This is a genomic window from Microscilla marina ATCC 23134, assembly GCF_000169175.1.
Classification (GTDB): Bacteria; Bacteroidota; Bacteroidia; order Cytophagales; family Microscillaceae; genus Microscilla; species Microscilla marina.
Map to the genome: position 1 here is coordinate 182,525 of NZ_AAWS01000002.1, position 14,781 is coordinate 197,305.

The following is a 14,781-nucleotide window of genomic DNA, read 5'->3' on the forward strand; positions in this document are numbered from 1 at the left end:
CAGGTATTCCATTCAAGCAATTTCAATGTTTATAAATAACAGGTTACCCTCAAGTGATATTGACTTCAAGTTGAAACAGAAAAAACAAACTTTACTCAGGGTAAATTGCTACAGCTTCTATCTCTACCAAAATATCGGGACGAGCCAGTCGGTACACTCCTAAAGTAGTGCGGGCAACCTTCGTAGGGTTTTGCGCATTGTTAAAAAACTTATTATATGCTTTGAACCAAGCGTCAAAATCAGGCTCCTGGCTGTTTTGGGCATCAGGTGCAATGTATACTCTTAAATATACCACATCTTTCATTTCCAAGCCCGCCTCCTGCAATATTTTTTCAATGCGTTGGAGCGTATGAATGCTTTGGGTGTATGTATCTCCCCGGCGCTTGTGTGCATTGGTTTTGGCTGCAGTAGAGTCTAGCAATGGAGCTACTAGTCCACTGGTCAAAAAAGTTTTTTTTCCTTTGGGTATGGCTACTCCCCGTAGTATAGACGATGTCGGATTGTCGTAGCGCTTAATTTGGAGATTTTCTGGCTCTTTAGGTTTTCTTTCTGTGGTTTTATTTTTGGTCTCACCATTAGTTGGGGCACTTTGTTTACTTTGACAAGCTGTTATCAGGCTTAGCCAAACCATACACTGGAGTAATTTTGCTGTCATATTGCTTACAAATTTAGGTGTTGAATAAATTCAGTCATTTTTTTAAGCGTAGCTTTTGGGTATTCTTTATGAAGAGCGTGTCCACAATTGGGCAACCTAACTATTGTTCAATGCCCAAAAGAATAAAAAAAACTCGAAATAGGGCAGACTTAGGTCAACTATCTTGTTGAAAATTTTAAGTAGATTTAGTTTACAGGTTTGTTAAAGTGGGCAAGTGTTTGATGAATTCAAAAAAACGATGGTTTTATAGTAGTACTTGGCATACAGGCAATCAAAAAGGCTACTCTACCCTACTATTTTTTCGCCTCGGTTTGTGTCTCCGCAAATCGCTGGGGGTTTCGATCATCTCGTGAAGACACCATAGCCGTCAGGCTACTATTTTTTTACCCCTGAAACATCTTTTAGTATTCAAATTTTGGCGATTCGATCAGCGCGTGGGGACACTCGCTGAGGCGGTGACAATATTTTTAAGTGATTTTTTTACTATGCTTCTCTTAGCCTGACGGCTATGGTGAAGACACGAGCTGAGGCGATGACGGTACTTTTGAAAAACCTACAGTTTTACTGTGCTGAGCTCAACGAAGTTAAAAGCTGGGTAGAGTACAAAAAGGCAAATGAAGTACTTCTTTTTATTTTTTCTTCTGGTTTGTTGCCAAAAAATGGTATTTTTACACCTGTTTTTCTTTATCTAACCCCCTTATTTTGTAAATGATGATGAGAGTAGGCGATCGTTATGAGTATGACCCTGAACATGATACTTTAGATAAAAAAGGCTTAGGAACAGTTTACCGTGCAGTAGATACCCAAGAAAATAGGGTAGTAGCGCTGAAGTGTATTTCACCTGACTTGTTGCCTGCCCACTACGATCTGGCTGATGAGATAGAACGGGTAAAATACCACTCAGACGAAAACCTGGTGCGGTATTACGATGTGTTCGAGCAAGAGCTGCCTGTAGATGTTTCTGCGATTCCTGACAATGTATTGTCGAACACCAATATTGAGATAACTTCTGATGCTGAGGATGAAAACACGCTTAAAGAAGAAACTTTGCTGTTTCATATCGTAGTAATGGAGTATGTAGAGGGCAAAACCTTGAATAATTTCCCTATTTACAACCTCACAGAAGAATCCCTGCAGCATTTACTGCGCGACATATTGTCAGGCTTGCAATACTTGCACGACCACCGCATTATTCATCGAGATTTGAGGCAAGCCAAAGTGATTATCAAAGAAGAGAATGGAGGACTTACGCCAAAGATTTTATACTTTGGACTAAGTGCACAATTGAGCCAGTATATGTCCAACTATGGTTATTTGCCTCCCGAACGCTTGGGTAAATATGACGAGAGGATTACTGAAATGTCGGATATATGGATGTTTGGGGTGTTGGTGTATGAACTATTGACCAATCAATTGCCTTTTGGCTCTACCCAAAACGGCACTACCAATGATGTAATCATGGCAAATATTCTGAGTGATCAAATGCAAGGCGATTTAAATAATTTGATTCCCCCCTATGATGCCATCGTACAAAAATGCTTAGCAAATGACCCAGAAGAGCGTTATGAGCAAGTAGCCGACTTGATCAAAATGTTTCCCAAAAAGACTGATGAAACAAAATATTCGGCTTTTGAAACCACTAAAGGTTTTGGTGATACAGCGGCCTCGCTTGGGACTACTCAAGAAGAATATGACAAAGAAATATATGGTACCACAAATGTCGACCAGGTAACGATTGGTGATGCTACTTTTAAACCTGCGGATGGTTCAGACGAGCAGCCTGCTTCAGTGATTAAACCAAAGTCAATGTTCGATACTTTAGATGAAGTAACCGATTTTGAGGAAGCAAAAGAAAAACGTACCAATAAGTTTCTCATCGTTGCCTTGATACTTTCGGTGATTTTGTCATTGTTTGTGATTTATTTTTTAACCCAATATGGCAAAAAGAAATTGGATTATCATCCTATGCCTAACCCTGCCAAACAAGTAGTGGCAGAAGCATTGCATCAAGGCATGACTACTCTTTCTTAAGAAAAATTAAACCTGGGGCGCAAAAGTCGTTCAAGAAGGTGATTTAGTGCCCCAGGGTCTAAAGCAAATACTTACTCAAGTAGCAACAACTCAATGCGACGGTTTTCTTTGGCTTGCCAATCATGTTTTTCATTTTTCCAAATTGGTTTGGCTTTTCCATAGCCCTTGGCAGTAATGCGCTTGGCAGCAACGCCGTGTCTGACAAAATACTGCTTAATGGCATTGGCGCGGCGTTGTGAAAGCAACAAACAAGCTGCTGCAGTGCCCACTTGGTCGGTATGCCCATAAATGGCAAGCTCCGCATTTTTGTTTTTTTGCAAATACTTGATAAATGGCTCTAGGTTTTTTATAAACTTATCTTTGAGTTCGTACTTGTTGTACTCAAAAAATGCCACCGATTGAGGTGGAGCTACAGGGCGCTTTTTGAGGTTGGTTTGGTATTTATATGCCCCTTCATAGTCGTACTTATCTATCTCGTAATTTTCGCCAATATGGGTACTAGACCCTACTGTTTGGCTTTTGCCCAATCCATTGTTATACGTGAGCTCTATGTCGTGTTGCCCCTGTACATTTACCGGGCGGTAGGTAATTTCATAAAAATTGCGGAAAATGCGTGGCAACTCTTCATACACTTGCTTTATCTCATCGGGGTTTTCTATAAAGTAAGTCTTGCCATCGGTGAGCATCGAGAGTGCATTCAGGGTTTTGTTGTTTACTCCAGTACCATAGGCAATAGTAAACACCCTGATGCCTTTTTCACGGGCTTTTTTTACTACTTCGCTGGCGCGAAAAGCCCGCTTACCAAAATATTGCAAAGAAGAATTTTCCTCCCCATCGGTAAACAATAACATCACCTTGTTATTTTGGGCATTTTTTAGGCTTTCGAGCCCCTCATCGGCCCCTGCATACAAGGCAGTACTGCCACCATAGCGAGTAAGGCCATCAAACTTTACACAATCGGTTTTGCTGCCTTGTGCCGTCAGTCTTAGCTCAGTCTCTAATCGTTCGTCAAACTTTACCACCGATATTTTATCGTTGGGGTGCTTGGTCAAAATAAACTTACGGGTAGCTTCTTCCAGTTTTTTAATATTGCCCGCCATTGAGCCACTGTAGTCCATCACCAACGAAATATCATAAGGTTTAGAGATCATTTCGTGTATTTCGCGTACTTTGAAGTTGTTAATGGCATACCGTCGCCCTTTTACACTCTCCACTATTTTGCGGAAAAATTTGCGTGATTCGCGGTAGCTTACATACGGTGGGGCAAGGTGGCTTATAAAGTTGCCACTGGTATCTGTCACTAGTACATACAGCTTTACCTCTTTGGGAAACTTAGAGCGGTCAGTGGCAAAAATATCAAAATCAAGTTTTTGCCCTTTTTTTAAGGTAGTTTTCTTCGCCACATTTTTTATAAATTTTCGTCTAATTACCCTCACCCTAAAGCTTTTTACAAAAGATTTTTCTCCGTCATCTATCAAAAACTTATAAGTGGTATTACGCAAAGGGGCTACCTCCATGCTGCCCACCAAAGGCAAACTGTCACCTCGGTAAATTACACTTTTCATCCCTTTGGCATTCCATCTAATCAGGGTTTTACTGCCCAGTAAAATATCTTTTTTACCCTTAAAAGTAACCGGAACAACCTTGATTGGTAGCTTTACAAAGTTTACCTTGCGGTTGTTGCGTATCACCATCATTGAGTAGTTTTTTGACCTTTTGGGCTGCAACAGAGTCGTTCCTTCGGTGGGCAAAGTATCGTTCTGAAAAACCACAAAACGCGCTTGCTTAAACCGCCACTTTACCCTTACTTTCTCACCTACACTTATGCTACGGGGACCTTTAAAGTATTCGTCAAACTTTACCTTCACCGTGTGGGTGTCTCTTACTACCTCGCCGTAGCGGTCTTTAGCTTCTAATATATATTGAGTAGTACTGTCAGGCTTGATCGTGAGGCTTTCGTTGGCTTTCAAGGTTTTGTCAAGCCCGGCAATACGAATGGTTTTGGCATCGCGCACGCTCCAGTACAAATTTGCCTCTTCGCCTTCGGCAATTTCATCGTCTCCATCAAACTTATCAATCACTGCTGAGCGCTTCACTACTTTTACTTTGTATTCTTTAGTAACTGTATGTTTTTTGTTGCGGGCAATCAGCTTGTAAGTAGTGGTTTGGCCAGGTTTGATTTTAATTTTTCCCTTGGCGGGTAAATTGTTTTGAACCCCCTCTATTTCTACTGAAGTGGCCTTGGGCACATTCCACGACAGGGTAACTTCATCGCCATAATTTACAAAGCGCCTGCCGCGAAAACGTTCTACGGTAGGAGGAGGGGTACAGGCTTGAGCCATCAAAACAAAAATGCATAGCCATAAGAACAGGTAGTAGTGTTTAAAATTAAGCATCTTTCGAATAGTGTTTATAGTAGTATATACGGTTGTAGGTGCTACAGTTTTTATTGAATACCAATGTATATTTTGGCAATGAGTGATTAGGAACATGTTCAAAATAAGTGTCGAGATTGAGATCATAAACTCAAGGCTGACTGAGGCACTTTTTGCGGGCGTAGCAGCGCTACGGACAATAAAAGTAACGAAAGTCAGGAAAGAGGATATGTTCTAAACCGGACAGTTATTGCGATCACGTTCCTTAGCTCTATAAATAAGCCCCGCTCATTATAGATAGGCTAACTACACTTACTTGTTAGCTGTATCTACGTTCCAGTACTCAAAAACGTGCAGGTTTTCTTATTTTTATCCGTTCCTATCTGTATACTTTGTCGAAGTGAAACACTGGAGATTTTTTTTCTTTTTGCTGGTGAGGATATAGCTATGCTCAATTTGTCCCAAGGGTAAAGCAAAGCAAGGATTGCATCAGGAGCAAAAGTAGACCTTGACCAAATGCCACAAAAAAAGCGAGACATGAATGCCTCGCTTTTTTTGTGTTGGTTTTAAGCTTTTTAGTTAAACAACGAAGATAGTTGCATTGCAACATTCATGTCACCGTCTAACTGCATTTTTCCACCCATGAAAGCCTCCATTGGGTTTAAGTCGCCAGCCATCATAGCATCAAAATCGCTCAACTCCATGTTGATGGTACAAGCAGCTTCTTTGTCTTCGTTGCTTACGTCATTGCCATCAAGATGAATAACACCACCTTCGTTGAATACAAATTTGATTGAAGAGTCAAAACCAGTGCCTCCAGCAACTAATTCTTGCACTTTTTGAGTAGTAGCTTCTACGCTCATAATAATATAAGTTGTTTAAATTTTATAGTTTCATTGTTTTTTCAAGCGCCTGCCCAATTTTTTGTCTTTGAATGTAAAAATTGCCCATTTCACTGCCCACAAAACACTGGAAAGAGTAGCAAGGTAAAACCTATCACCTCCCAAATATTTGTACCAGTAATCACAGGTACATTTTTAACCCAAAAAAAAATAGTTATTGGCAAACGCTGATTTAAAATCGGGGGTGAAGTTAGCTATTTTTTACAAAATCCAAAAGCACTGTTTTCAAGAAAAATGACTGGCAGTCTTGTCGTCATACAACGATTGTTCTGTATTCGTGGGGTAGTTAATGGTATTATCAAAATAAAAAGTAAGCATGTGTAGTAAAATGGATATTTAATTTTAGAAAATAACTTTAAATGGGTGTTTTCCATATTTGTTATAAGTTTTGTTTTTTTCAGGGGGTAACCATTGTATATGCCAAATAATATTTCAAACGGTATAAGTTTTATAAAAAAGCCTTAGTTTTGCTTCGAAGGATTACTATATATTAATAAGCTTATTTCCTAACAAAGTTTTGTGTATGTGGAGGTAGGCAAAATAAATAATTATTTTAAACGCCATTTTATATGAAAAGAAAATTACTTGTATTACTCACTTTATGCCTTATTACTTCCTTTGCCTGGGCGCAAACCCGCAACATTACGGGTAAGGTAGTAGACAAAGATGGACAAGCTTTGCCCGGTGCTACCGTGATGGTAAAAGGCACCACCAACGGAGCCTCTACCGATGTCGATGGCAAGTTTACCTTGAGTGTGCCCAACAACGCCACCCTTATTGTCAGTTTTATAGGAATGACCACCAAAGAAGTGTTGGTGGGGTCACAAACCCAAATTAATGTGACCCTCACTGACGAAAACTCTATTCTGGATGAGATTGTAGTTACTGGATTGGCTTCTAACGTAAAAAGAGCCAACCTTGCCAACTCGGTATCTACTATCTCGTCGCAAGAGCTGGTAGGGGTTACTTCTCCTCCCACTGTAGATGGAGCCTTGTACGGAAAACTTACAGGTGCCAACATTGTAAAAAACTCAGGCGCGCCTGGGGGAGGTATTTCTATCCGTTTGCGTGGGGTGTCGTCTATTATTGGGCAAAACCAACCCTTAATTATTGTAGATGGGGTGTATCTCGACAACAGTGAGATTCCCAGTGGAACTCGTTTTGTGTCTGGTGCCAATGACGGAAATGAAGAACAATCTTCTAACCGTTTGGCTGATTTATCTTCCAACGATATAGAAAGAATAGAGGTGTTGAAGGGAGCATCTGCAGCGGCTATTTATGGTACACGTGCCAACGCCGGAGTAATGATTATTACGACCAAAAAAGGAAATGCAGGTAAAACCCGCTTCCACTTTGAGCAATTGGTAGGTACTGCCCGTGCCATCAAACTTTTAGGACAAAGGAATTATGACACCGAAGCCAAAGTAAGAAGTTACTTTAGTGACCCCAACAGTGCCGATGCCAACAGTGCTGTAGCTCAGTGGAACGCTGTCAAAGCTGCCAATGGTGGTGAGCTGTTTGACTACGAAAAAGAAGTGTATGGTAACATTGGCGGCATTTTTCAAACCAACTTTAGCGCAAGCGGCGGCAATGACCGTACTACCTTTTATGCCAGTACGTCTATCCGTAACGAAGAGGGGATCATCCGAGGTACTGGTTATCGCAGAAGAAACTTCCGCCTGAATGTCACCCATAAATTGTCTCAGTATGCCAAACTAACTGCTGGCTCTTATTTTGTGAGTTCCAGTGCTGACCGTAGCTTTACCGGAAACGAAAATGAAGGTGGATTGAGTTACGGTTATAACCTGACTTCTACCCGCCCCTGGAGCAATCTTTTTCCTAACGAATTAGGCGAGTATCCCGACAACCCTGGGGTTTCGGGTAACCCATTATTTGTACGTGATGGCATGTACAACCGCGAGGAAGTTTTCCGTACAATCCAAAGCCTTGGCGTAGACTTTACTTTACTGCAGCGTGACAATATGCTATTGAAGTTTAACCTGGGGGGGGGAGTTGATATTTATAAATTTGGCACCTTTACTTTTGTATCTCCGCTGCATACTGCTCAAAGAGGCGTGTCTAACGGTTACCTGGCAGAAGGCGCCAATACGGTCATCAATGGCAACTACCAAGGCGCTTTGATGTTTAATGTAAACCTGGGTAGCATTGATCTTACGTCTCAAGCAGGGGTAACTGGTCTTTACAAAAACAGAAACTTTTTATTAGCCAGAGGTATCGACCTGAACAGCAAACAAAATTTACAACAAGTTGGCGCACCATCCACCAACCAATTATTAGCTACTGAGCAAGATTTTGGCTATTTCTTCCAACAAGAAGCTAATTTTGCCGACAAGGTAATCTTAAGTGCCGGAGTGCGTTTAGATAAGTCTACGCTCAACGGTGACCCCAATAAAATGTATGCTTTCCCTAAGGCGTCAGTAGCTGTAAATGTAGCCAACTTTGATTTCTGGACATTGAAGAACGTGGTGAACCAGGTAAAACTAAGAGCTGCTTTTGGGCAAACAGGTAGTAGCCCTGGCTTTGGTGCCTTATTTACTGGTTTTGACCGGGCAAGTATGGGTGGTTTAAGTGGATCAACCATCAAGGGGATAAGAGGAAACCCTGGTTTGGAGCCTGAAATAGCTACTGAGATAGAAGCAGGGCTTGATTTGGGTTTCTTGGCTAACCGTATCTTTTTTGAAGCTACCTACTATCGCCGTGGGGTAAAAAACCTATTGATCGAAAATGCTTTGCCTTCATCAAGTGGGTTCTCGTCTGAAATAACCGATGCTGCTGACATGGTAAACACTGGGGTAGAGTTAACCTTGGGTGGTGATCCTTTTGTAAGTAAAAACTTTAGCTGGTCTACCCAGTTTCGTTTTTGGTTCAACCGTTCGGTAGTGACCCGTTTAGATGTACCTGCTTTTGCCCCCCCTGGTGCTTCTTTTAGTATAGGCTTAGGGTCTTTTTATATAGAAGAAGGGCAGTCTATTACCCAGTTTAAAGGAAGAGATGCAAATGGCAACCTGATCACTATTGGAGACGCCATGCCCGACTTTCAGTTATCGTGGAACAACACCATGAAGATTGCCAAAAACTTTGAGCTTTCGTTTTTGTGGCATTACAAAAAGGGAGGCGATAACCTTAATTTAAGTTTGTTTCTGGCAGATTTGGGACAAACCAGCTTTGACTATGACACCCCTGAAGGCGAAGCCAGAAGAAACGGAACAGGTTCGGCGCGTTTCTTAGAAGATGCCACCTACCTTAGACTAAGAGAAGTTGCTTTGTTTTACAATATACCCAAGAGCTTGACCAAAAAGTGGTTTGGCAACAAAGTAGAAAATATCAGATTAGGCGTTTCGGCTCAAAACTGGCTGACCTTCTCAAACTACAAATGGTACGACCCTGAGGTATCTACCAAAGGGGGATCTGGCTTATCTTCAGGAATAGATGTGGCCCCTTTCCCAAGTTCTAAGCGAGTATTCTTTCACCTGGCGGCTACTTTTTAGCACACCCACCAGCAAGCGCTGTCTCCAGTCACATTACCTGATTTGTAAGTGCTTTGAGCAAGTTGGGGATTGACTGTTGATAAATTAACAAATCAAATTTGAAATAGAAATATGAAATCTATATATAAACATTTATTTATGCTTGTATGGTTTACTGTAGCAGTAACCTCTTGTAATTTTAAAGAACAAGTAGACCCCAACCGACCAGGGGTAGACGAATTGGTTACCAAGGGTCAGGTGAACGCATTGACCATTGGCTTATTGGCTGATATTAGAAACGGTCTTCAGATATACCGTACTGCGTCAGGTTCTATTGCTCGTGAACTGTATTTATTCGACGCTGACCCTCGAAATACCCAAGACTTGTTGGGTAAAAATGGTGGGCAGCTCGACAACAATTCTTTTTATTTGACCGATTGGTATGAGCCTTATTACAGGGTGGTAAAAGACTGTAATCTGTTGATAGCTGCTGTGGCTAAAGACATTCCAGGCGTAAGCACTACTGAAGTAAAAGGATATACAGGTTTTGCCAAAACAATGAAAGCCCATGTTTTTATCCAGGTATTAAACTTATTGGGTAGCAATGGGGTGCGTATAGAGGTGGCTGACCCTGCCAACCTGGGACCATTTTTGAAAGATGCCGCCGCTTATACAGCCATCAGAAGCTTGCTTGATGAGGCTGCTACAGACTTAGATGCCGCTGGTGCTATTTTTGGTTTTGGTTTGCACGAAGGGTTCAAAGATTTTAATACACCTGCCAATTTTAAGAAATTTAACCGTGCTTTGGCGGCTAAAGTAGCTTTGTATCAAAAAAGCTGGGCAGATGTATTGACCCAGTTGGGAACGTCTTTTTATAGCGAAACAGGCGATTTGAATGCCGGTCCTCAATATAACTTTTCGAGCAGTGCCAACGACCTACTCAACCCATTGTTTTATGGTACAGGGTCTGACAATATTTATGCGCACCCATCCTTTAACCAAGACGCTGAAGTGGGTGACCAACGGGTGGCCACCAAAACCTTGGCACAAATAAGTACCAAAGATAACCTTACTGCTACTCACCGTCAGAACATCTATAAAAGTAGTGCAGACCCTGTGTCTATTATTCGCAATGAAGAACTGATTTTGATGGCGGCTGAAGCCAATATTCAACAAAACAACGCGGCTGAAGCGGTAAGGTTGATCAATATTGTGAGAACTGCGGCTGGTCTTGCCAATTATGCCGGGGCTACCGATCAGGCAACCTTGATCACGCAATTGTTAAAAGAGCGTCTTTACTCATTATGGTTAGAAGGGGTACGTATGGCAGACCTCAGAAGGTATAACCGCTTAAATGCAGCCAATTTACCCATCGATCGTGCAGGCGATATAGTACATACTGAGTTTCCTATTCCTTTGAGCGACTCTAACTAAAAGAAGACCAGAATGATGAACTTGTTTAAGGTTTTGGCATTGAGAGCAAAATGAGTGATTTTTCACATAGACGAGGCGTGGAAGGCGGAGTTTAGCCTAGCTAAATGAGCATTTTCACAACGAAGTATATGGGTAAAAGAACCATTTTGAATTATTTGAAAAAACCTTAAACAAGTTCGATAAATGAAGCAAGGCAACCAATGAGTTGTCTTGCTTTTTTTTGTTTGAGAGGCAAAATTTACCATCTTCCACTTTCGTTGAATAATTTACACTGTTTTGTGCCATACTGAAGTACTATTTAATTTTAAAATAAAAGAATGAAAAAACACATTTACTCCACTACTTTTCTTTTGTTGATGCTGGGGGCAAGTTGGCTTATTTACGCCTGTCGCACCCCCGAAAGCCGTACCCAAACAAATACAGCCAAGCTCGATTCGCTGGATTATAAAATAGGGCAAATGCTGATGGTAGGCTTTAGAGGTACTAGTATCAAGGGCAAAAGCCACATCAAACGCGACATTCGTAAGCATCATTTGGGGGGAGTTATTTTGTATAGCCGAGACCTGCTCATGGGGGCAAAACCTCGCAACATAGTGTCTAAATCACAGTTAAAAACGTTGATTACCGACCTCAAAAAACTTTCTGACGTACCCTTGTTGGTGGCCGTAGACGAAGAAGGAGGGAAGGTAAGCCGATTGAATGCAAAGTTTGGCTTTGCTACTACCCAAACTCCCCAGGAAATAGGAGAGATCAACGACTTGGTTGCCACCGAAAAATGGGCAACTCACATTGCCCAAAAAGTAAAAGCCATGGGCTTTAACGTAAACTTTGCGCCGGTAACCGACCTCAATGTAAACCCCAAAGCACCCATTATTGGCAAGCTGGGGCGTAGCTTTTCGGGCGACGTAAATACTTTGGTACAGCACGCCCTCAAGTTTACCGAAGTACACCAAAAGCACGGTATTGTGTGCGCAATCAAGCATTTTCCGGGGCACGGAAGTGCTATTATGGACTCTCACCTGGGCTTTACCGATGTAACTACTACCTGGAAACCCATAGAACTCAAGCCTTTTAAACAAATGATTGAACAGGGGTTTGATGGGATGGTGATGACCGCCCATGTATTTAATAAAAAACTGGACGCGAAGTATCCGGCTACTTTGTCCAAAAAAATTATGAACGACTACCTCCGGAAAAAATGGGGCTGGCAGGGCATTATTATTTCTGACGATATGCAAATGAATGCCATTGCCAAAAATTTTGGGATTGAAGAAGCATTAGAAAAGTCTATCAATGCCGGAGTCGATATTGTACTTTTCTCAAACAATGGCAGAATCTTTTATAACAAAAACATAGTGCCTGAGGCGATCAACATTATTAAAAAACTCATCAAGCAAGGTAAAATCTCGCGCAAGCGCATTGATGAATCTTACCAAAGAATTAAAAAAATGAAGCAGGGACTAAAGTAAGCCCTTTGCTTCTTTTTTTTTGCTTAAAAAGTTTTTATTCTGTAAGGAACTACACAGTCAACTGTGAGTTCCCCTCAGGGTAAATTTTGAAGATCATCCATTAGGTCAAACTCAGGCCTGCCACTGTGATGTTTGGTGGTTCTGTAAAATGATTTTAAACCCCTTTTTGATATAAGTTTATAAAATAACTAAAGCTCCGGCTAAACCAACTTCTTTTTTCTGTAGACAACCCAAACGGGCATTTGTCAATGGTTTCATTGGCAGACTCCGACACATTCTGAAAATGACTCAGGTGGGCATCATTCTTTGACTTAAGGTTCAATAATTTCTCTTTTACTGACGGCTTCATTTCTTCGGCGTAGTTGGTGAGCAAATCTGCAATTTGTTGGTTACTCTGTTTGGCTCGGTATTGAAAACTGTCTACTTGTGCCCGTAAAACCATCCCGTCTACTTTGGTAAGTTGAGTTTGGTACGCTTTGAGCAAAAGAGCGGCTTTGTCATAGTTTTGAGCTTTGATTAGGGTTTCTATTTGTTGCGCGAGTTTTTTTGGAGGAACGTCATGTTGCTGGGCAATTCCGTAAAAAAACGTGCTGATGAGTAGCATATAGCTAATAATATATTTGGTCATGGTTTAGGTTGTTTTGAGTGGTTGTGAGTGATTTACTTTGCACAAAAGTCACCCGAATCCATCACAAAGTCAAGGCAGTACCACTTGCCAAGTTGCCCAAAATACTACACCATCTTGACCAACTCCTGAACAACTTTTACCAAACTTGCCCAAAGTGATAAATAGCTGCAAAACCCATTGATTTACTGTTAGTTATAAAAACTTTCTTCATACATTGGTTTCCCTTCTTTGTTCAGCAAGCGCACCCATTTTATTGCCCAGGATCCTTTGCCACTAAAGGTGATATTGGTAAGTTCCCCAATGTTTTTGACAATGGTTTGGGACAAGATTTTTTCATTGTTCCAATACACCTCAATGAGGCTCCCCCTGACGACCCACTTAAAGGTGTTCCATTGGCGGTAAGTATCTATATCGTGGGTAAATTTGCTGGCAATGTTTACAGGGTATTTTTTTCTGTTCAGCCAATACTCGCAGCCGTCCAGCTCTAGCTCATAGCTTAATCGTTTGGCAATTGCCTGCATAGATTTTTCGCTGCCTGTTACAGTCATGCTTAAATGATTGCAAGTAGCATTAGAGGGCTTATTTATCAGTTTTATTTTTGTTTCAAAAGTATGGTAGTTGCCATCTACCCCGTAGTGGCGGGTGTTTCTTAAAGTACTAAAGTAGTAAGAGCGGTATTGTGGGGGTACCAACGTTATCGGAAACACCAATGTACAATCCTGCACTAGCTTATGGGTGGGCTGGTAGGCACCGATAAATTTTTTACCCGCATGCACCCAACCTATCCAGTGAGTAGATGCTTGGTAAACCCTGAGTTTTTTTAGTAGGGTACGCCTGTGTCGCAAGTACAATGTACCATCGGGTTTGTTGACAATAAAACTAATGGTGTCTTGTTTTTTGGTGGATGTATATAAACGAGGCGTAATGTCTGTGTGGTAACTACTACCAATACTGATGGTATCTATTGGAAGCTGGCGCACGTCATACGTTACAAATACAGTACTTTTATTTTTGCCCTTGATATGCTTTACTATAGAAAAAGTGATCCGCTGCTTGATTTGCTCAGGGGTAAGTTGAGCAAGGGTGGTTTTTTGGGGTAAACTTGCCAGGTCTTTTTTACTCCAAAACCACCATGTTGCAGCCAGCCCCAATACCAGGGACAGCATTCCGGCAGTAGCCCAAAGCATCTTTTTTTGTTGACTGGTACGCCAAGGCACCTGTGCCGCATTTGTGTTTTGCATGACTTCATGCACCAACTGTAGTTGAACAGTGGGCGAGTATACAGGCAAAGGTGGGGTAGTAGGGGAATTTTTTTCTTCTGTTGGCAAAGGTACCCCTAGCTGTTGTTGGTGAAAAGCATTTTTTTGCCAATAGTCCCAAAAGCGGCTATAGTCGAGGTATACCCGGTAAAAATCGTCCCAGTGTTCAAAATGAAAAACATTGTTTTGATAACCCACATAAATGGCCAACCCTTGTTTCTTTTTGTCATTGCGTGAGGTACCGTCTTTGTTTTTACCTAACAAACGTTTAAGCGAAGAACCCGAAATGGTGTACAGCGAAAGCTCTTGTTTTGATACGTTTAGTTTTTGCTGAATTACTTGATTAATATCTATTGCCAGGCTTTCGAAAAAGCCATTGGGAAGTTTGGCAATAGACATAGGCAAGTGATGGGGGTGCTTGTTTCTAAATATTTTGTACCAACGCTTTTCTTGCCAAAGTTCCTCTACTTTGGCATCCCATTCTTTATAAATTTTGTGGATCAAACACCTTCTTAATAACTCATCTGCTGTGATCATAGA

Annotated in this window: 9 protein-coding genes; 4 read left to right on the plus strand and 5 right to left on the minus strand. The window is 41.4% G+C overall.

Annotated elements, in window-relative coordinates; translation table 11 throughout:
- Positions 1 to 91: 91 nt before the first annotated feature.
- Entirely contained in the window at positions 92 to 655 is a 564-nt protein-coding gene (locus tag M23134_RS02040; protein WP_232296762.1) for a RidA family protein, read from the minus strand.
- 708 nt (positions 656 to 1,363) lie between these two features.
- On the opposite strand from M23134_RS02040, the gene M23134_RS02050 reads away from it, so the two are divergent.
- Positions 1,364 to 2,686: a serine/threonine protein kinase gene (locus M23134_RS02050; protein ID WP_002693395.1), complete on the plus strand. Its 1,323-nt coding sequence runs from the start codon at positions 1,364 to 1,366 to the stop codon at positions 2,684 to 2,686.
- Between the two features lie 71 nt (positions 2,687 to 2,757).
- On the opposite strand, the gene M23134_RS37410 is transcribed toward M23134_RS02050, so the two are convergent.
- Entirely contained in the window at positions 2,758 to 5,082 is a 2,325-nt protein-coding gene (locus M23134_RS37410) for an OmpA family protein (protein ID WP_053337225.1), read from the minus strand.
- A gap of 554 nt (positions 5,083 to 5,636) precedes the next feature.
- Positions 5,637 to 5,924 carry an SCP2 sterol-binding domain-containing protein gene (locus tag M23134_RS02060; protein WP_002693399.1) on the minus strand — a complete coding sequence of 96 codons (288 nt, stop codon included), beginning with the start codon at positions 5,922 to 5,924 and terminating at the stop codon, positions 5,637 to 5,639.
- Positions 5,925 to 6,532: 608 nt separating this feature from the next.
- Between M23134_RS02060 and M23134_RS02065 the strand changes: the two genes are divergently transcribed.
- The 3 genes from M23134_RS02065 to M23134_RS02075 all read left to right on the plus strand — a co-directional run bounded on the left by M23134_RS02065 (position 6,533) and on the right by M23134_RS02075 (position 12,354).
- Positions 6,533 to 9,472 (plus strand): SusC/RagA family TonB-linked outer membrane protein, encoded by a 2,940-nt coding sequence (locus M23134_RS02065; RefSeq protein ID WP_002693403.1) that lies wholly within the window; start codon positions 6,533 to 6,535, stop codon positions 9,470 to 9,472.
- Between the two features lie 111 nt (positions 9,473 to 9,583).
- Complete coding sequence (locus M23134_RS02070; protein ID WP_045112833.1) at positions 9,584 to 10,885, plus strand: RagB/SusD family nutrient uptake outer membrane protein; 1,302 nt, start codon at positions 9,584 to 9,586, stop codon at positions 10,883 to 10,885.
- 317 nt (positions 10,886 to 11,202) lie between these two features.
- Entirely contained in the window at positions 11,203 to 12,354 is a 1,152-nt protein-coding gene (locus M23134_RS02075) for a glycoside hydrolase family 3 protein (protein WP_002693410.1), read from the plus strand.
- Between the two features lie 154 nt (positions 12,355 to 12,508).
- Here the strand turns inward: M23134_RS02075 and M23134_RS02080 are convergent, their stop codons facing one another.
- Complete coding sequence (locus M23134_RS02080; RefSeq protein WP_002693412.1) at positions 12,509 to 12,982, minus strand: hypothetical protein; 474 nt, start codon at positions 12,980 to 12,982, stop codon at positions 12,509 to 12,511.
- A gap of 188 nt (positions 12,983 to 13,170) precedes the next feature.
- A complete protein-coding gene (locus M23134_RS02085) occupies positions 13,171 to 14,778 on the minus strand; it encodes a hypothetical protein (protein ID WP_002693416.1) in 1,608 nt (535 codons plus the stop codon).
- Between the last annotated feature and the right edge of the window lie 3 nt (positions 14,779 to 14,781).